Annotated in this window: 3 protein-coding genes and 2 pseudogenes; all 5 read right to left on the bottom strand. The window is 75.6% G+C overall.

Going from position 1 to position 19661, the window contains the following annotated elements; translation table 11 throughout:
* Positions 1 to 54 precede the first annotated feature (54 nt).
* A pseudogene (locus tag ACWDCZ_RS01790) lies at positions 55 to 7125 on the bottom strand (amino acid adenylation domain-containing protein); the annotation flags it as partial.
* A 124-nt stretch (positions 7126 to 7249) separates the two neighbouring features.
* On the bottom strand, positions 7250 to 17008 hold the full coding sequence (locus ACWDCZ_RS01785) for an amino acid adenylation domain-containing protein (protein WP_449814959.1): 9759 nt from the start codon (positions 17006 to 17008) through the stop codon (positions 7250 to 7252).
* A 570-nt stretch (positions 17009 to 17578) separates the two neighbouring features.
* Positions 17579 to 17791, bottom strand: a complete 213-nt coding sequence (locus ACWDCZ_RS01780; RefSeq protein WP_049649760.1) for an MbtH family protein — start codon at positions 17789 to 17791, stop codon at positions 17579 to 17581.
* 98 nt (positions 17792 to 17889) lie between these two features.
* On the bottom strand, positions 17890 to 18048 hold the full coding sequence (locus ACWDCZ_RS01775) for a hypothetical protein (protein ID WP_158077742.1): 159 nt from the start codon (positions 18046 to 18048) through the stop codon (positions 17890 to 17892).
* 266 nt (positions 18049 to 18314) lie between these two features.
* Positions 18315 to 19571: pseudogene (locus ACWDCZ_RS01770) on the bottom strand (IS256 family transposase); the annotation flags it as partial.
* Between the last annotated feature and the right edge of the window lie 90 nt (positions 19572 to 19661).

The following is a 19661-nucleotide window of genomic DNA, read 5'->3' as shown; positions in this document are numbered from 1 at the left end:
GCGCAGGTCGGTCGCCTGCGGTCGGTAGGGGTCTGAAGTCGGTGCGTCAGGAGGTCAGGAGGTCAGGCGGGCGGCGAGCACCGGGCCGATGACGGCGAGCGCCTCGGTGCCCGTCATCGCGCCGTGGGTGCTCGGCACCTCGTGGACGTCGAGCCGGCCGCCCAGGTGCGGGCGCCAGCTCTCCGGGTCGGGGGCGTCGGCCGGCCGGTCCTTGGCGGCGGTGAAGAACACCGCGTCGCCGTCGTAGCCGGGCAGCGGGAGCGCGTGGGACAGCTCGGCGTTGGCCTGGAAGACCGAGACCACCCGGGCCACCCCGGCGCCGCTGAGGCCGGCCAGCGGGCCCTCGCCGTCGCGGACGAGCGCGGCGTAGCCGTCGTCGTCGGCGGGCCAGGCGGTGACCTCCCCGGCCGGGTGGCCGAGCGAGTCGAGGATCACCGCGAGCTGCGCCGGGTCGTCCCGCCACTGCTCGGGCCCCGGCTCGCCGGTGCCCGGGTAGGCGTCCAGCAGCGCGAGCAGCCGGACCTCCTCGCCCTGGCGGCGCAGCAGCGCGGCGATCGCGTGGGCGACGGCCCCGCCGAACGACCAGCCGAGCAGGGCGTACGGGCCCTCGGGGCGGACGGCGCGGATCTGCGCGAGGTAGGTCCGGGCGAGTTCCTCGACCGAGGCCGGGTGCGCGGCCGGGTCGGCCAGGCCGGGGGCCTGGAGGCCGTAGATCGGCTGCTCGGCGTCGAGGTGGCGCAGCAGGCCGGTGTAGACCCAGCTGATGCCGGCGGCCGGGTGGACGCAGAACAGCGGCGGGCGCGAGCCGCGGGTGCGGATCGGCAGCAGGACGGGGAAGCTCTCGGCGGCCGGGCCCCGGGTGAGCCGCTCGGCCAGCCGGGCCACGGTCGGCGCCTCGAACAGCGTGCGGACGCCGACCCGGTCGCCCTCGCCGACCAGGTCGCGCAGGCCCGCGACCAGCCGGCTGGCCAGCAGCGAGTGCCCGCCCAGTTCGAAGAAGTTGTCGTCCACGCCGACCTTCTCCAGTCCGAGCAGGTCGGCGAACAGGCCGCAGAGCAGCTCCTCCTGGGGCGTCGCGGGCGCCCGCCCGGAGCCGAGCCAGGTGGTGTCGGGGGCCGGCAGGGCCTTGCGGTCGACCTTGCCGTTGGCGGTCAGCGGCAGGGCGTCCAGGGCGACGACCGCCGAGGGCACCATGTAGTCCGGCAGGGACGCGCCGACGTGGGCCCGCAGTTCGGCCTGGTCGACCGTCCGCCCGGGGTGGGCGACGGCGTAGCCGACCAGCCGGCGGTCGCCCGGGCGGTCCTCCCGGACCAGCACGAACGCCTGGGCCAGGGAGGGGTGGCGGGCCAGCACGGCCTCGATCTCGCCGGGCTCGATCCGGAAGCCGCGGATCTTCACCTGGTGGTCGGTGCGGCCCAGGTACTCCAGGGTGCCGTCGGCCTGGCGGCGGACCAGGTCGCCCGAGCGGTACATCCGGCTGCCGGGGGCGCCGTACGGGTCGGCGACGAAGCGCTCGGCGCTCTGGCCGGGCCGGTTGAGGTAGCCGCGGGCCAGGCCGGCGCCCGCGATGTACAGCTCGCCCTCGACCCCGGCCGGGACGGGCTGGAGCGCGGCGTCCAGGACGTAGAGCCGGGTGTCCAGCACGGGCCGGCCCATCGGCGGGGCGATCCGGCCGGCGAGCGGTTCGCTCATGCTGGCGCAGACGGTGGACTCGGTCGGGCCGTAGGCGTTGACCATCCGCAGCCGGGCCGACCAGTGCTCGACCAGGTCGGGCGGGCAGGCCTCGCCGGCCACCACCAGGGTGCCGCCCTCCGGCAGCGCGTCCGGGGCGAGGACGGCCAGCGCGGTCGGCGGCAGGGTCAGGTGGGTGACGCCCTGCTCGGCGATCAGCTCGGTCAGCGAGGGGCCGGGCAGCAGCTGGTCGGCGTCGCCGAGGACGGCCCGGGCGCCGGTGAGCAGCGCCATGCCCAGCTCCCAGACGGCCGCGTCGAAGGACGGCGAGGCGAACAGCAGCACCCGGCTGTCCGGGGTGACGGCCAGGCCCCGGCGCTGGCTCTCCACCATGGCGGCGAGGCCGGTGTGGGTGACCACCACGCCCTTGGGGCGGCCGGTGGAGCCCGAGGTGTAGATGACGTACGCGGCCGAGTGCGGGGTGATCACGGTGCCGGTGAGGTCGTGCGCCGGGTGGCCGGAGGCGTCCAGGTCCTCGATCAGCAGCCGCGGGACGGTGCTGTCGGCGAGCAGGCCGTCGGCCAGCGCCCGGCTGGTGAGGACCAGCGCGGGCCGGGCGTCGTCCAGCATGTAGGCGATCCGGTCGGCCGGGTAGCGCGGGTCCAGCGGCTGGAAGACCGCGCCGGCCTTGAGCACGGCGAGCTGGGCGACGATCAGCTCGATCGAGCGCTCCAGGGCGATCGCGACGAACCGCTCGGGGCCCGCGCCGTGCTCGATCAGCAGCCGGGCGAAGCGGTTGGCGCGCTCGTTCAGCTCGCCGTAGGTGACCTGCTCGGCGCCGAAGGAGAGCGCGACGGCCTCCGGGCGGGCGGCGGCCCGGGCCTCGAAGAGCGCCGGGAAGGTGCCGAGCGGGAGGTCCTCCCGGGTGTCGTTCCAGCCGGTGAGCAGCTGCTCGCGCTCCTCGGGCGCCAGCACCTCGACCCGGCCCACCGCGAGGTCCGGGTCGGCCAGCACCGCGCGCAGGGCGCGCTCGAAGCGGGCGGCCGTCGCCTCGGCGGTGGCCCGGTCGAACAGGTCGACGGCGTACTCCACCGTCAGGCCCAGCCCGGCGGGCGCGCCGGCCGCGTCGAAGCTCTCGCTGAAGGCGAAGGTCAGGTCGAACTTGGCGAGGTCGGAGTCCAGTTGATCGACCCGGCCGGGCAGGCCGTCGAGGCCGATCTCCCCGGCGTCGCCGCCGGAGGTCAGCATCACCTGGCAGAGCGGGTGGCGGGCGGTCGAGCGCACCGGGTTGAGCAGCTCGACCAGCCGCTCGAAGGGCACGTCCTGGTGCTCGAAGGCGTCCAGGGTGGAGACCCGCACGCGCTCCACCAGCTCCCGGAAGCTCGGGTCGCCGGAGAGGTCGGTGCGCAGCACCAGGGTGTTGACGAAGAAGCCGACCAGGTCCTCCAGCGCCTCGTCGGTGCGGCCGGCCACCACGGTGCCGATCGGCAGGTCGGTGCCCGCGCCGATCCGGCCCAGGGTGGTGGCGAGCGCGGCCTGCATCACCATGAAGACGCTGGCCCGGCTCCGCTGCGCCAAGTCGACGAGGGAGGTGTGGAGTCCGGCGTCCATCCGCAGCTCGACGGCGGCGCCGAGGCGGCTCGGGGCGGCGGTGCGGTGCCGGTCGAAGGGGAGCGTCAGCTCCTCGGGGAGGTCGGCCAGGGCTCGCTGCCAGTAGGCGAGTTGGTCGGTCAGCAGGGCGCTGGGCCGCTCGTCGGTGCCGAGCAGCTCGTGCTGCCAGAGGGTGTAGTCGGCGTACTGCACCGGCAGCGGCTCCCAGCCGGGGGCGGCGCCGGTGCGGCGGGCCCGGTACGCCTCGGCGAGGTCGCGCACCAGCGGGACCACGGACCAGCCGTCGGTGGCGATGTGGTGCATCAGCACCAGCAGGACGTGCTCCTGGTGCGGCAGCGAGAGCAGGGTGGCGCGGACCGGCAGGTCGCGGGCGAGGTCGAAGACCTGCGACCCGGCCTCGGCGAGGGCCGCCACGAGCTCCTCCTCGGAGGCCACCGAGGCGGTGTGCAGCGGGAGTTCGGGGTTCTCCAGGAGCAGCTGGTGCGGCTGTCCGTCGGTGGTCGGGTAGACGGTGCGGAGCACCTCGTGGCGCTCCAGCACGTCCGCCAGGGCCGCCTGGAGGGCGGCGGCGTCGACCGGGCCGGTCAGCCGGAGGGCGCACGGGGTGTTGTAGAGCGCGCTCGGGCCCTCGAACTGGTCGATGAACCAGAGGCGTTGCTGCGCGGGGGAGAGCGGGACGCGGTCGGGGCGCTCGGCCGGCCGCAGGGCCGGACGGGCGGCGCCCGGGGCGGGCAGCGCCTCGGCGAGCGCGGCCACGCTGGGGGCGTCGAACAGCGTGCGGACGGGCAGTTCGGTGCCGAGCGCGGTGCGGATGCGGCCGACCAGCTTGGTGGCGAGCAGCGAGTGGCCGCCCAGGTCGAAGAAGCTGTCGTCGATCCCGATCCGCTCCAACCCGAGGACGTCGGCGAAGAGTTCGCACAGGGCGCGCTCGGTGTCGGTGCGCGGCCCTCGGCCCTCGGCGCCGCCGGTCCAGTCGGGGGCGGGCAGGGCGCGGCGGTCCACCTTGCCGTTGGCCGTCACCGGGAGGGCGTCGAGGACGACCACGGCGGCCGGGAGCATGTAGCCGGGCAGGCTGTCGGCGACGGCGGCGCGCAGCTCGGCGGGAGTGCCGTCGCCGGTGGCGTACACCACCAGGCGCTTGTCGCCGGGCCGGTCCTCGCGGACCACGGCGAAGGCCTGGCCGACGCCCGGGAGGGCGGTGAACGCGCCCTCCACCTCGCCGAGTTCGATCCGGAAGCCGCGGATCTTGACCTGGTCGTCGGCCCGGCCGAGGAACTCCAGCACCCCGTCGGCGGTCCAGCGGACCAGGTCGCCGGTGCGGTACATCCGGGCGCCGGGCTCGCCGAACGGGCAGGCGACGAAGCGCTCGGAGGTCAGGCCGGGGCGGCCGACGTAGCCGCGGGCCAGGCCGGCCCCGGCGATGTACAGCTCGCCGGCCACGCCGGCCGGGACGGGCTGGAGCGCGGTGTCCAGCACGTACAGCCCGGTGTTGTTCAGCGGGCGCCCGATCGGCACCACGGCGGGGACGGGCCCGCCCGGGGCCATGGTGAAGGTGGTCTTGATGGCGGTGGTCTCGGTGGGGGCGTACACCGCGACCACGGAGGTGTCCGGGCAGGCCCGGTGGAGCCGGCGGACGGACTCCGGCGGGACGACGTCGCCGCCGGTCCACACCTGGCGGACGTTGCGGAAGGCGGCCGGGTCCTCGTCGGCCATCAGCCGCAGCAGGCCGGACGGGGCCTGGACCAGGGTCACCTCGTGGGTGGTGATGGTCTCGGCGAGGCGGCGGATGTCCAGCTCGCCGGGCTCGGCGAGCACGATTGCCCCGCCGGTGACCAGCGGCGCCCAGATCTCGGTGGTGGAGGCGTCGAAGGCGGTGGGCGAGTGCAGCAGCACCCGCTCGTGGTGGCCGGCCCGGAAGTGCGGGTTGCCGAGCAGGTCCACCACGTTGCGGTGGGTGACGGCGACGCCCTTGGGCACCCCGGTCGAGCCCGAGGTGTACATCACGTAGACCAGCTGGCCGGGCAGGACGGGCACGGCCGGGTCGCCCGCCGCGGGGGCCCCGGCGAGCAGCGCGTCGGTGACCTCGATGGTGGCGAAGCCCTCGGTGGCGAGCACCGGGTGGCCCTGGTGGGCGGGGTCGACGAGCAGCAGGGCGGTGCGGGTGTCGGCGAGGATGTGCTGGAGCCGGTCCAGCGGGTAGCGGTCGTCCAGCGGGACGTAGGTGCCGCCCGCCTTGGCGATCGCGAGGACGGCGGTGAGCAGTCCGGCGGAGCGCTCCATCAGCACCGCGACCGGCTGCTCGGTGGTCAGGCCGCGCTCCAGCAGCAGGGCGGCGAGCCGGTTGGCGCGGTCGTTCAGCTCGGCGTAGTCGAGCCGCTCGGTGCCGGAGACCAGGGCGAGGGCCCCGGGGGTGGCGGCGGCCTGGGCCTCGAACAGCCGGGGCAGGCTCTGCTCGGCGACCGGCGCGGCCGGCCCGTTCCAGCCGGTGAGCAGCTGCTCGCGCTCGGCCGGGGCGAGGATCTCGATGCCGCCGATCGGCGCGTCCGGGGCGGCCACGGCGGCGCGCAGGACGCGCACCAGCCGCTCGGCGAGGGAGACGGCGGTGGCGTGGTCGAAGAGGTCGGCCGCGTAGTCGACGGCGGCGCGCACGCCCAGGCAGGTGCCGTCGGCCGCGAGCCGCTCGACGAAGTTGAAGTTGAGGTCGAACTGGGCCTGCGCCTCGCCGACCTCGACCGGGGTGCCCGTCGCGGTGCCGAAGGCGAGGTCGCCGGCCTGCTCCGCGTTGAGCGTGACGACGGTCTGGAAGAGCGGGTGGCGGGCGGGGGTGCGGGTGGGGTTGAGGTGCTCGACCAGGCGCTCGAAGGGGATGTCCTGGTGGTCGTAGGCGTCCAGGTTCGCGCGCCGGACGCGGTCGAGCAGCTCGCGGAAGGTCGGGTCGCCGCTGGTGTCGGTGCGCAGCAGCAGGGTGTTGACGAAGAAGCCGACCAGGTCGTCCAGGGCCTCGTCGGTGCGGCCGGCCACGGGGGTGCCGAGCGGGAGGTCGGTGCCGGCGCCGAGGCGGGTGTAGAGGGTGGCGACCGCGGCCTGCAGCGCCATGAACAGGCTGGCGTGCCGGCCGGAGGCCAACTCGGTGAGCGCGCCGTGCAGTTCGGCGTCCAGCTCGAAGTCGGCGGCGCCGCCGCGGCGGCTCGGCCGGGCCGGGCGCGGCCGGTCGTAGGGGAGCGCCAGCTCCTCCGGCAGGTCGGACAACTCCTGCCGCCAGTGGGCGAGTTGCAGGGAGACGACGCTCTCCGGGTCGTCCTCCTCGCCGAGCAGCTCGCGCTGCCAGAGGGTGTAGTCGGCGTACTGCACCGGCAGCGGCTCCCACCGCGGCTCGGTGCCGGTGGTCCGGGCCCGGTACGCCTCGGCGAGGTCGCGGAAGAGCGGGGCGACCGACCAGCCGTCGCTGGCGATGTGGTGGGTGAGCAGCAGCAGGACGTGCTCGTCCGGCGCGGGCAGCGCGTACAGCCAGGCCCGCACGGGCAGGTCGGCGGCGAGGTCGAAGACCTGCCCGGCCGCCTCGTGCAGCAGCGCGGGCAGCTCGGCCTCGTCGGCCACCGGCACCCGGTGCAGGGTCGGGCGCCCCTCGGTGAGGATGTGCTGGTGGGGCTGGCCGTCGGTGGTGGGGAAGACGGTGCGCAGCACCTCGTGCCGGTCCACCACGTCCCCGAGCGCGCCTTCGAGGGCGGCGGCGTCGAGCCGGCCGGTCAGCCGGAGGGCGAACGGAGTGTTGTAGAGGGCGCTCGGTCCCTCGAACTGTTCGATGAACCAGAGCCGCTGCTGGGCGAACGACAACGGGATCAAGGTCTGCCTCCGACTGGCGACGTACGGCTGCTGTGGCTGGTGGGGCTGCGGTGCCCGGTGGTGCGGAGCGGTCGTGCGGCGGGGGCGGGCCGCGCCGGTGGCGCGGCCCGCGTCCTGCCGCGGGTCAGGCCTGGCCGCTCGGGCGGCGCATCGGCCGCAGGGCCGGGCGGGCCTTCTTCGGCGCGGGCGCCGCCTCGCCCCCGGGCAGGACGGCGGCGAGGGCGGCGACCGTTGGCGCGTCGAACAGCGTGCGGATCGGCAGTTCCGCGCCGAGGGTGGCGCGGATCCGGCTGACCAGCCGGGTGGCGAGCAGGGAGTGGCCGCCGAGGTCGAAGAACCGGTCGTCGATGCTGACCGTCTCCACGCCCAGCACCTCGGCGAACAGGGCGCACAGCTCCCGCTCGCGCTCGGTGCGCGGGGCGCGGCCCTCGGCCGCCCCGGCGTACTCGGGCGCGGGCAGGGCCCTGCGGTCGACCTTGCCGTTGGCCGTGACCGGCAGGCTGTCCAGGACGACCACGGCGGCCGGGAGCATGTAGGCGGCGAGGCGGTCCGCGACGAAGGCGCGCAGCTCGCCGTCGGTGGCCTTGCCGGTGGCGTACACCACCAGGCGCTTGTCGCCCGGCTGGTCCTCGCGGACCACCGCGAGCGCCTGGCCGACGCCCTCGTGGGCGGTGAACGCCGCCTCCACCTCGCCGAGTTCGATCCGGAAGCCGCGGATCTTGACCTGGTCGTCGGCCCGGCCGAGGAACTCCAGGACGCCGTCCGCCGTCCAGCGGGCGAGGTCCCCGGTGCGGTACATCCGGCCGCCGTCCCCGTCGAAGGGACAGGCGACGAAGCGCTCGGCACTGAGCGCCGGGCGGCCGACGTAGCCGCGGGCCAGGCCGGCCCCGGCGATGTACAGCTCGCCCGCCACTCCGGCCGGGACGGGCTGGAGCGCGGCGTCCAGCACGTACAGCCGGGTGTTGGCCAGCGGGCGCCCGATCGGCACCACGTTCGGCACCGCCGCGGCGTCCGGCATCGGGTACTGGGTGGCGCACAGGGTGGTCTCGGTCGGCCCGTACAGGGCCCGCACCGCGATGCCGGGGACGGCCTCCAGCACCCGGCGCACGGCCGGGGCGGAGACCACGTCGCCGCCGGTCAGCACCTCGCGCACACCGGCGAAGATGCCCGGGTCCTCCTCCGCGATGACCCGGAACAGACCGGCGGTGACGTGGACGTGGGTGAGCGCGTGCTCGCGGACCAGCCCGCGGATGGCGGCCGCGTCCAGGTCGCCCCGCGGCGCGACGACCACCTGGCCGCCGGAGAGCAGCGGCACCCAGATCTCGTAGGTCGAGGCGTCGAAGGCGTGCGGCGCGTGGAACAGCACCCGCAGGCCCTCGTCGTGCCGCCAGCACGGGTCGGTGGCGAGCTGCACCACGTCCCGGTGGCTGATCGCGATGCCCTTGGGCTCCCCGGTGGAGCCGGAGGTGAACATCACGTACGCGAGCTGCTCCGGGTGGGGCGCGGCCCGGTGGGCGCGCCGCTCGCGCGGACCGTCGAACCAGCCCTCGGTGAGCGGCAGGACGGGGCAGGGGGCGTCGGCGGCCAGCGGGTGGTCGCGGTGCGCCGGGTCGACCAGGACGAGCGCGGCGGCCGTCTCGGCGGTGATCCGCCGCAGCCGCTCGGCCGGGTGCCGGTCGTCCAGCGGGACGTAGGTGCCGCCCGCCTTGGCCACCGCGAGGATCGCGGTCAGCAGGTCGGCGGAGCGGTCCATCAGCAGGACCACCGGCGTCTCGGCGCCGACCCCGGCGCGGGCCAGGTGGGCCGCCAGGTGCTCGGCCCGGGAGTCCAGTTCGGCGTAGCTCAGCCGCTCGGTGCCGAAGACCACGGCCGGCGCGTCGGGAGTGGCGGCGGCCCGCGCCTCGAACAGCTCCGGCAGGGTCGCGTCCGGGACGGGAGCGGCGGTGTCGTTCCAGCCGGTGAGCAGCTGCTCGCGCTCGGCCGGGGCGAGGATCCCGATGCCGCCGATCGGCGCGTCCGGGGCGGCCGCGGCGGCGCGCAGGACGCGCAGCAGCCGCTCGCCGAGGGCGGTGGCGGTGGCGTGGTCGAAGAGGTCGACCGCGTACTCGACCGCCACCGTCAGGCCCGCCTGCGGGCCTTGCTCGGTGAAGCGGAAGGACAGGTCGAACTTGGCGACGTCCAGCTCGAAGGGGTGCTCCGCGCAGCCCAGGCCGCCGAACTCGGCCGGCACCGTGACCCGGCTCTCCAGCGCCACCAGGGTCTGGAAGAGCGGGTGGCGGGCGGGGGTGCGGGTGGGGTTGAGGTGCTCGACCAGGCGCTCGAAGGGGATGTCCTGGTGGTCGTAGGCGTCCAGGTCGGCGCGCCGGACCCGGTCGAGCAGCTCGCGGAAGGTCGGGTCGCCGCTGGTGTCGGTGCGCAGCAGCAGGGTGTTGACGAAGAAGCCGACCAGGTCGTCCAGGGCCTCGTCGGTGCGGCCGGCCACGGGGGTGCCGAGTGGCAGGTCGGTGCCGGCGCCGAGGCGGGTGTAGAGGGTGGCGACCGCGGCCTGCAGCGCCATGAACAGGCTGGCGTTCTGCGCCGCCGCCAACTCGCCGAGAGCGCCGTTCAGTTCGGCGTCGACGGTGACCTCCACCAGGCCGCCCCGGTGCCCCGGCACGGCCGGGCGCGGACGGTCGTAGGGGAGCGCCAGCTCCTCCGGGGCGTCGGCCAGGGCCTGCTGCCAGTAGGCGAGTTGGTCGGTCAGCAGGGCGCTGGGCCGCTCGTCGGTGCCGAGCAGCTCGCGCTGCCAGAGGGTGTAGTCGGCGTACTGCACCGGCAGCGGCGCGCGGGTGGGCGCGGCGCCGGCGGTCCGGGCCTGGTAGGCCTCGGCGAGGTCGCGGAAGAGCGGCCCGACCGACCAGCCGTCGCTGGCGATGTGGTGCATCAGCACCAGCAGGACGTGCTCGTCGTTCGGCAGCGACAGCAGGGTGGCGCGCACCGGCAGGTCGTGGGCGAGGTCGAAGACCTCCTCGCCGGCCGCGACCAGGGCCGCCCGCAGCTGCTTCTCGTCGGCCACCGGCACCTGGCGCAGCGACAACTCGGCCGCCTCGACGACCTGTTGGTGCGGCTGGCCGTCGACGGTCGGGAAGACGGTGCGCAGCACCTCGTGCCGCTCCACCACGTCCCGGACGGCCTGCTCCAGGGCGGGCAGGTCGACGGCGCCGGTGAGTCGGACCGCGACGGGGGTGTTGTAGAGCGCGCTGGGGCCCTCGAACTGCTCGATGAACCACAGGCGTTGCTGGGCGGAGGAGAGCGGCACGCGCTCCGGACGCTCGGCCGGCCGCAGGGCCGGGCGGGCCGCCGCGGAGTCGGGCAGGGCGGCGGCCAGCAGGGCCACCGTCGGGTTGTCGAAGAGCGTGCGGATCGGCAGCTCGGCGCCGAGGCCGGCGCGGATGCGGCTGACCAGCTTGGTGGCGAGCAGCGAGTGGCCGCCGCGGTCGAAGAAGTTGTCGTCGATGCTGATCCGGGCCAGCCCGAGGACCTCGGCGAACAGCGCGCACAGGGCCTGCTCGGTGGCGTTGCGCGGCTCGCGCCCGCCGTCGGCGCCGTTGTAGTCGGGCGCGGGCAGGGCCTTGCGGTCCACCTTGCCGTTGGGGTTCACCGGCAGTTCGTCGAGGACGACGATCGCGGCGGGCAGCATGTAGCCGGGCAGCCGCTCGGTGACGAAGTCGCGCAGCGCGTCGGCCCGCACCTCGCCGGTGACGTACGCGACCAGGCGCTTGTCGCCCGGCTGGTCCTGGCGGACCGCCACGCAGACCTGGCCGACCGCCGGGTGGGCGGTGAACGCCGCCTCCACCTCGCCGAGTTCGATCCGGAAGCCGCGCAGCTTGACCTGGTCGTCCGCTCGACCGACGAACTCCAGTTCGCCCGTGGGCGTCCAGCGCACCACGTCGCCGGTGCGGTACATCCGGCCGCCGGGCTCGCCGAACGGGCAGGCCACGAAGCGCTCGGAGGTCAGGCCGGGGCGGCGGACGTAGCCGCGGGCCAGGCCGGAGCCGCCGATGTACAGCTCGCCGGGCACGCCGACCGGCACCGGGCGCAGCCCGGCGTCCAGCACGTACAGCCGGTTGTTGGGCAGCGGTCGGCCGATCGGCACGACGGCCGGCACCTCGGCGGCCGAGGTCATCGGGAAGTGCGTGGCGAAGGTGGTCGTCTCGGTCGGCCCGTAGACGTTGATCAGCCGCAGCCCGGGGCAGCTGTCCAGCACCCGCCGCATGGCGACCGGCGAGGCGATGTCGCCGCCCGTCCACACCTCGTGCAGCCCGGTGAAGGTCTCCGGGGCCTCGGCGGCCAGCACGTTGAAGAGGCCGACGCTGATCCAGGCGGAGGTGGTCCGCTCGTGGCCGATCACCGCCGCCAGCTCGGCGATGCCGAGCCGGCCGGCCGGGGCGATCACCAGCTGGCCGCCGGAGAGCAGCGGGGTCCAGATCTCGTAGGTGGAGGCGTCGAAGGCGGAGGGCGCGTGCACCGGCAGCCGCTCGTGGCCGCCGCCGGTGAACTGGCCGCCGAGCGCGAGGTCCACCACACCGCGGTGGGTGATGGCGATGCCCTTGGGCACGCCGGTCGAGCCGGAGGTGTGCATCACGTACACCAACTGGTCGGCGCGCTGCGGCAGTCCGAGGTTCTCGGGGTGCTCCTCGGCGTGCGGGTCGAGCACCGTCAGTCCGGCCAGCGCGGGGTGCTCGCGGTGGGCGGCGTCGGCCAGCACCAGGGCGGCCCCGGCGTCGTCGAGGACGGTCCGCAGCCGGTCGGCGGGCTGGGCGTCGTCCAGCGGGACGTACAGGCCGCCGGCCTTGAGCACGGCCAGGATCGCCACCACCTGGGCGGCCGAGCGGTCGATCATCAGCGCGACCGGCGTCTCCCGGACCACCCCGGCCTCGACCAGCCGCAGCGCCAGGCCGTTGGCCCGGGCGTTGAGCTGGGCGTAGGTCAGCTCGGCGTCGTCCGCGGTGAGCGCGAGCGCGTCCGGGGTCGCGGCGGCCCGTGCCTCGAACAGCTCGGGCAGCGAGCCCTCCGGCAGCGGGGTGCTGGTGCCGCTCCACTCGGTGACCAGCTCGGCGCGCTCGGCCGCGGTCAACACCTCGACGGTGCCCACGAGTTCGGCCGGGTCGGCGACGATCCGGTCGAGCAGGGCGAGGAAGCGGTCCAGCAGCGCGCGGGCCTCCCCGGCGGTGAAGGCGTCCGGCTGGTGGTCCAGCCGCAGCTGGAGGCCGTCGCCGGGGGTGAGGGCCAGCACCAGCGGGTAGTGGGCGCTGTCGACGTCCTCGACCAGGGTGACGCGGGTGGCGCCGCTCGGGTCGGCGTCGTCCAGCGCGGACGGGTCCGGGTAGTTGCCGTACACCGTGACGGTGTCGAACAGGCTTCCCATGCCGGCGAGTTGCTGGATCTCGGTGAGGCTGAGGTGCTGGTGGTCCAGCAGCGCGGACTGCTCGTGCTGGAGGCGCAGCAGCAGCTGGCCCCAGCTCTCCGCCTGGTCCAGGCGCACCCGCACCGGCACGGTGTTGATGAGCAGGCCCATCATCCGCTCCACGCCCGGCAGGTCGTGCGGACGGCCGGAGACGGTGGTGCCGAACAGCACGTCCTCGCGCCCGGTGAGCCGGGCCAGCAGCACGCCCCAGGCCGCCTGGACCAGGGTGTTGAGGGTGACGCCGTAGCGGCGGGCGGTGCGGGCGAGGGCCTCGGTGGCCTCCGGGGAGAGCCCGGTGTGCAGGCGCAGCGGCAGCTGCGGGACGGCCGCCGAGCGGCCGGGGGCGAGCAGGGTGGGCTCGTCGGCGCCGGCCAGGGCGTGGGCCCAGGCGGCGCGGGCGGTGTCGCCGTCGCGCCGGGTGATCCAGCGCAGGTACTCGCGGTACGGGGCGGCCGGGGCCATCGGCTGCTCGAAGTACAGCGCCCACAGCTCCTCGGCGAACAGCGGGGTCGACCAGCCGTCCAGCAGGATGTGGTGCGCGGAGGCGATCAGCTGGTGGCGCCCGGGGGCGAGCCGGAGCAGGGTGTAGCGCAGCAGCGGCGGGCGGTCGAGGTCGAAGCGGCGGCCGTACTCGGCGGCGGCGATCCGCCCGGCCTCCGCCTCCGGGTCGGCGTGGCCGCTCAGGTCCACGACGGTGAAGGGCAGTTCGACGCCGTCCGGGACGACCTGCACCGGCGGGCCGTCGTGCCGCTGGTGGAAGGCGGCCCGGAGGTTGGGCTGGCGCACCAGCAGCGCCTCGGCGGCGGCGCGCAGCCGGTCGGCGTCCACCGGGCCGTCGAGGTCGAAGGTGACGACCGAGGTGTAGACGTCCGCGCCGTCGGCGTCGTACGCCGAGTGGAAGGCCATGCCCTGCTGGAGCGGCGAGGTCGGCCAGACGTCGACCAGGCGGGCGGGGGCGTGGTGGGCGGCGAGCCCGTCCAGCTCGTCCTGGGTGACGGCGACCAGCGGGAAGTCGGAGGGGGTGTGCCCGCCGGCGTCCGGCCGCTCGGCGTGCTCGGCGAGCGCGCCCAGCGCGGCGAACCAGGCCTCGGCGAAGGCCTGCACCCGCTCCTCGGAGAGCAGCCCGGTGGCGTAGGACCACTGGGCGACCAGCAGCGGGCCCTGCGGGGTGTCCACGGTGGTGGCGTCCAGGCCGAGCACCCGGCCGAGGGCGAGGCCGGTCGCGGCGCCCTCGGACATCGCCTCGGTGCCGGCGAGCACGTCCTCGGCGGTGACGCCCTCGGGTGCGAAGCGGCCCAGGTAGTTGAACTCGATCTGCGGGTCGGCGTGCCCGGCCAGCGCGGCGGCGGTGTCCGGGTTGAGGTGGCGCAGCAGGCCGAAGCCGATGCCGTTGTCGGGGACGGCGCGCAGCTGCTCCTTCACCCGGCCGAGGGCCCGGCCGAGTGCGGGGCCGGCCGCGGTGACCTCGGACCAGGGCAGCGCCCCGGGGGCGAGCCGGACGGGGTAGACGGAGGTGAACCAGCCGGCGGTGCGGTGCAGGTCGACGCCGTCGACGACCTCCTCGCGGCCGTGGCCCTCCACGGTGACGAGCACGGCGCCGTCGGGCCCGGTGGTCTCCTGGCCGCGCCAGTGGCCGAGGGCCAGGGCCAGCCCGGTCAGCAGCACGTCGTTGACCTGGGCGTGGTAGGCGGCGGTGACCTTGGTGAGCAGCGCCCGGGTGGTCGCGGCGGGCAGCACGAGCCGCAGCAGGCCCTCGGTGGCGTAGGTGTCCTGGGCCGGGTCCAGCGGGCGGTCGCCGAGCAGCGGGTCCGGGGTGGCCAACGCGGCCTGCCAGAGCGGGAGTTCGGCGGCCCGGCGGTCGGTGTTGGCCTCGGTGGTGAGGCGCTGGGCCCAGCGGCGGAAGGAGGTGGGCACCGGGGCGAGCTCGACGGCGCGGTCCTCGCGGAGCGCGGCGAGCGCGCCGAGCAGGTCCTCCTCGACGATGCGCCAGGTGACGCCGTCCACCACCAGGTGGTGGATCACCAGCAGCAGCTGCGAGGGCTGCTCCGGGCCGGCGTCGAAGCGCACGGCCTGGACCATCCGGCCGTCCTCGGGCGACAGGCGCCCGCGGGCGGCCTCGGTCTCGGCGCGCAGCGCGTCCGCGTCGGCCCGGCCCTCGACCCGGCGCAGCACGGCGTCGGCGGGGACGGCGCCGGGCTCGGGCACGTGCAGCGTCCAGGGGCGCTCGGCGAGCGGGGAGGTGCGGGCGCGGAACAGGTCGTGGTGGTCGAGCAGGGCCTGGACGGCGGTGGTCAGGTGCTCCCGCGTGGTGCCGGCGGGCAGGGTGAGCAGGGTGGACTGGTAGAAGCTCTCCACCGCGCCGTGCTGGGCGGCCAGCCAGTGCACGATGGGCGTCGGCGGCACCTCGCCGAGGCCGGACCCGGCGGGCTCGACGACGACCGGCCCCTCCAACGGACGGGCGATCAGCGCCAGCTTCTCGACGGTCGGGGCGAGGAACACCTCGCGCGGGGTGAGCTGGAGGCCCGCGTGCCGGGCCCGGGAGACCAGCTGGATGGCCACGATGGAGTCGCCGCCGAGCTCGAAGAAGGAGTCCGTGACGCCCACCCGGGGCAGGCCCAGCACCTCGCCGAACAGCCGGACCAGGGTGTGCTCCAGCTCGCCGGCGGGGGCGCGGCCGTCCTCCTCGCCGGCGCCGAACACCGGCGCGGGCAGGGCGCGCTTGTCCACCTTGCCGTTGGGCGTGAGCGGCAGCCGGTCGAGCACCACGACGACGGGCACCATGTGGTCGGGCAGCCGCTCGGCGCAGTACGCCCGCAGCTCGGCCGGGTCGGCGGCGCCGACGGTGTAGCCGACCAGGCGGCGCTCGCCCGGGCGGTCCTCGCGGACCAGCACCACGGCCTGGCGCACCTCGGGGTGGGCGGAGAGGGTCTGCTCGATCTCGCCGAGCTCCACCCGGAAGCCGCGGATCTTCACCTGGTCGTCGGCCCGGCCGAGGAAGTCCAGCTGGCCGTCCGGGCGGTAGCTGCCGAGGTCCCCGGTGCGGTACATCCGGTCGCCGGGCTCGCCGTACGGGTCGGCCACGAAGCGCTCGGCGGTCAGGCCCGGGCGGTTCAGGTAGCCGCGGGCCAGGTGCGGGCCGGCCAGGTACAGCTCGCCGACGGTGCCCGGCTCGACCTGGCGCAGCTGCTCGTCCAGCACGTGGATGCGCACGTCCTGGCAGGGCCGGCCGATCGGGGGCAGCTCCTCGCCGGTGAGCGGCTCGCTCATGCTGACGATGACGGTGGCCTCGGTCGGCCCGTAGCTGTTGAGCATCAGCCGGCCGCGGCCGCAGCGGGCGGCCAGCTCGCGGGAGACCGCCTCGCCGCCGCCGATCAGGGTGCGCAGCGAGGGCATCGGCAGGTCGGGCAGGGTGGAGATCATCGCGGTGGCGACGTCGGCGTGGGTGACGCCGAACCGGTCGATCAGGGCGGCCAGCGGCTCGCCGACCAGCTGGCTCTGCTCGCGCGGCAGCACCAGGGCGGCGCCGGTGGTGAGCGCCACGGACAGGTCGGAGACCGAGACGTCGAAGCTGAGCGAGGAGGCCTGGAGCACCCGGCTGCCGGGGCCGACCCCGGTGGCGGCGACCTGGGTGCCGACCATGCTGGGCAGCCCGGTGTGGGTGACGGCCACGCCCTTGGGCACGCCGGTGGAGCCGGAGGTGTAGATGACGTACGCGGTGTTCGGCGCGCTCACCGGCCGCACCCGCTCGGCGGCGGTGAACCGGTCCCCGGAGCGCGCGGCCAGGTCGGCGAGGTGCTCGGCGGAGTCGATCAGCAGCCGGGGGGCGCCGGTCTCCGGCAGCTGGCCGGCGGCCCCGGCGGTGGTGAGCACCAGGGCGGCGCGGGAGTCGCTCAGCATGTGGCGCAGCCGCTCGGCCGGGTAGGCCGGGTCGGCGGGCAGCCAGGCGGCGCCGGTCTTGGCGACGGCGAGGATCGCGGCGATCGCCTCGGGGGACTTCGGCAGGGCCAGCGCGACGACGTCCTCGGTGCCCAGGCCGCGGGCGGCCAGCACCCGGGCCAGCCGGTTGGCGCGGGCGTCCAGCTCGGCATACGTGAGGGTGGTGCCCTCGGCGTACAGGGCGGGGGCGTCCGGGGTGCGGGCGACCTGGGCGTCGACCAGCTCGGTGAGGGTCGGGCGGGTGTCGGGGCGGGCCAGCCGGGCGGCCAGCGCGGCGGGGGTGGGGGCGTCCGCCAGGACGGACGGTTCCAGGCGGACGCCGAACTCCTCGTGGACGCGGGCCAGCAGCCGCTCGGCGGCGGGCCGGTCGCCGCCCAGGTCGTAGAAGCCCGCCGCGGGGTCGACCGACTCCCGGCCGAGCACCTCCGCGAACAGTCGGCACAGGACCTCGGCCGCTTCCGGCCGCTGCTCGGATCTGTGCGTCTGCTGGACCCCGGACATGTGACTCTCTCCCTCGTGCGGCTGGCTCCCGCGGTGGCGGGAGCGGCGAGCTGGGTTGACCCCGGGGCGGTCGGCCCGGGGGTCGGCGGAGCGATGTTGCGGTCGTCTTGCGGTGCTGCGGTGTGCTTCGTGTGACGTCCGTGCGGCACACGGGTGCGGTGCGGCGGTGCGGAGGGTGGTGGCGCGCCGGTGCTGTTCGATGCACGCGCGTAGACGTCGGACACGGGACCGCGCCGGCGGCGTGACGGTGCGGCCGCGCGGCGGTGACGGGGTGCTGCGGTGGTGTGGTGAGGCGGTGTCGGCGGGTTCCGGCGGTGCGGTGCGCCGACGACCGGGCGAGCGGCCTGGTGAGGGGCGGCTCGGGTGCGGGGCGGTGCCGGGTGAGCGGCGGTCTGCCCCGGGTGCGTTGCCGAGGTGGTGCGCTGTCAGGTGGTGCCCTGCCGGGTGCTGATGTGCCGGGTGCTGCGCCGCCGAGGTGGTGCGACCGGGTGAGCGGCCGTTCGGCGCGGATCCCCGTCCGGCGGCCGCGCGGTGCTCAGCGGTCCGACGGTCGGTGGGCGGTGGCCGGGGTCAGTGCTCGGACAGGTGCGCGATGAGGCTCTTCGGCCGCAGGTCCTGCCAGTTCTGCTCGACGTAGTCGAGGCAGTCCTGTCGTCCGGCGGCACCGAACACCTGCTGCCAACCGGCGGGCACCGGGCTGAAGGCCGGCCACAGCGAGTGCTGGCCCTCGTCGTTCGTCAGGACGAGGTAGCTGGCCTCGGCATCCTCGAACGGGTTCGCCATCGTCGGTTCCTCTCTGTTCGTAGCCGTGCAGAGCAGTGCGAGAAGGGGAGGAGCAGGGTGGTCGGACGTGACCGGATGTGATCAAACGGAGCCGCGGCTCACGGACCCCAGCCGGAGTCCTCGCTGGGGGCGTCGTGGGCGGTGACGGAGACCGTGGACAGGTGCGGCTGGGCGTGGAGCTGGAGGCCGACCACGGCGGCCAGCAGGACGGCGAGCATCCCGAGCATCTTGTGGACGCGGACGGCAAGGCTTGGCATCGCGAATTCCTCTTCCTGAGGAGGGCGGTCTGCCCTCTTCGCTCTGAAATGCATCCTGCCGAAGCCCCAAACGTGCTTGGAAGCTCTCACTGTGATCGTGAACACGCAATGCGGGAACCGGAAGCCCGGTCAGATCGTGCCAAAAACAGACAGACATGATCCAAGTCGTACCTGGGTCTGTCAGATCAGTGGTGGGAACTCCGTGGGCGCGTGGGACATCGCGGAGGACATCGCGGGGCGGAAGCGGGTACTCCGGCCCGCCGCAGCGAGCCCCGGCGCAACTCCTCCCGGACGGCGGGCCAGTCCTCGACCCACGGCCGGCCCGTCCCGGTCGGCGACTCCAGGGCGAGCGTCGCCAGGTAGGCGCGCTTGAGCGCCGCCCGTTCGTCCTGCACCCGCCCCGCGGACTGCTCGATCCGGCGCAGCCGGGCGTGCAGCCGCTCCAGCGCGCCCCCGCCGGTCAGCAGCCGCCGCGCCTCCGGGCCGAAGCGGAAACCGGGGGCCAGCAGCGGCCAGGCCGACCGCCACACCCGGAACACCTCGCGGTGGCTCGGCCCCCACTCCCGCTCGGCCTGGGCCAGCCGCTCCAGCGCCGCCGCCTCGGTCGGCGCCGTACAGGTCTCGCGCAGCGCCCGTGAGAGCGCGGCCCAGTCCTCGCCGGGCGCGTGCCGCAGCGCCGCGTGCAGCAGGTGCGCCACCGAACCGTGCACCACCGTGCGCGGCCACTGCTCGGCCGCCGCCTCCGCCAGCACCGCGCCGGTGCCGCCCACCAGCACCCAGACCTCCCGCACCCCGCGCTCGGCGAGCCCCGCCAGCACCTGCGGCCACTGCTCACCGTCCGCGGCCGGCCACAGGCCCAGCACCTCGCGCCGGCCCTCGGTGGAGACCCCGAGCGCCAGGTGCACCAGCGGCCCGCCCGAGCGGCCGCTGCGCACCGAGTCGACGAAGACCACCGGGTAGACCGGATCGAGCCGCCGCCCGCGCCGCTCGGCGAGCTCGTCCAGCACCTGGTCGGTGATGGCCGAGACGGTCTCCCGGCTCAGCTCCACGCCGTACACCTCGGCCAGGTGCGCCACCAGCTCGCCCGAACTGAGGCCGCGCGCGGTCAGCGAGATCACCAGCCGGTCGAGCCCGGGCAGCCGCCGGGCGCGGGGGAGGACGGCCTTGGGGGTGAAGCTGCCCTCGCGGTCCCGGGGCACCCGCACCTCGACCGGGCCGATCTCGGTGAGCAGCCGTCTGGCCCGGGCGCCGTTGCGGCCGTTGCCGCCGGGACCGGAGCCGTTGCCGGTGCCGCTGCCGTTGCCGCTGCCGGAGCCGCGCAGGTGCTCCTGGAGTTCGAGCTCCAGGGCGCCCTCGATCAGCTGCTTGGCGAAGGCCTGGAGAATCCCGCCGTCGCCCAGCAGCCGGACCGCGCCGGAGCCGACCTGCGCGGCGGCGGCCTCCGCCAACTGCCGCACCAGGCGCTGGTCCACCAGGCCGGCGAGGGCGGCGGGCGGTGCCGCCGGGTCGGAATCAGCTCGCAACTGGGGGTGCCTTCCGTCTGTAGGCCGTTCCGTGCACCGACCGCCCGCTCCGGACGTCCCGTCGGAACGCCAGGTGCGATGCGCCGGCAA

The organism is Kitasatospora sp. NPDC001225 (genome assembly GCF_053597855.1).
Note: the sequence above shows the minus strand (reverse complement) of the source record. Positions and strands in the feature narration are given on the sequence as shown.